Origin of the sequence: Terrabacter terrae, from assembly GCF_039529575.1 — a bacterium.
Lineage (GTDB): Bacteria > Actinomycetota > Actinomycetes > Actinomycetales > Dermatophilaceae > Terrabacter > Terrabacter terrae.
On sequence record NZ_BAAANB010000235.1, the window covers coordinates 1 to 720 of the forward strand.

The 720-nt window shown below is 67.2% G+C and carries 1 protein-coding gene; it reads right to left on the reverse strand.

The annotated features are described in order from the left end of the window. A partial coding sequence (locus tag ABD194_RS21485) for an ATP-binding protein (protein ID WP_425580041.1) occupies positions 1 to 720 on the reverse strand: 720 nt, incomplete at both ends.

Below are 720 nucleotides of genomic sequence, written 5' to 3' on the forward strand. Positions count from 1 at the left end.
GGATTGCCTGCAGGTCCTCGCCTGCGGCAAGTTGCGCGGCTGCGAAGTCACGCACGGTCTCCAACATCGCAAACCGCGGAGCCTCCGCATCGTGAGCTCGTCGCAGCAGGCTGTGGTCGATGAGTTCGGCCGCTGCATCGAGAACGGAACCGTCGAAGCCGACGGCCTGAGACACCTCGGTCAGCGCATCGAGATCAATGCCCCCGCGAAAGACCGAGCAGATGGCGAACAGTCGCTGCCCCCGACGGCTCAACAGTCCGTGGCTCCACGCGATCGTTGCGCGAAGCGTGCGCTGGCGGTCTGGCACGTCACGGTTGCCGCTCACCAGTAATCCAAGCGAGTCGCCGAGCCGCTCGAGGATCGCCTCGGGCGAAAGCACACGAACATGGGCGGCCGCCAGCTCGATCGCCAGCGGCAGGCCGTCGAGTCGCTGGACGATTCCCGCGAGCGTCGACGCGTTCGCCTCGGTCAACTCGAATCCCGGGTCCGAGGCTGCGGCCCGGGCCGCGAAGAGTTGCGGCCCCTCCGACAACGGCGGCACCGGCAGCTCCTGCTCCCAAGAAAGATGCAGGGGTGCGCGACTCGTCGCGACAACCCGCACCCTCTCGGTGACGGCGAGCAGGTCGGCGACGAACCCGCTGGCCTCGAGGACCTGCTCCATGTTGTCGAGCACGAGCAACAAGTGCCGACCCGCCAGGTTGGCCACGATGTGGTCAAGCA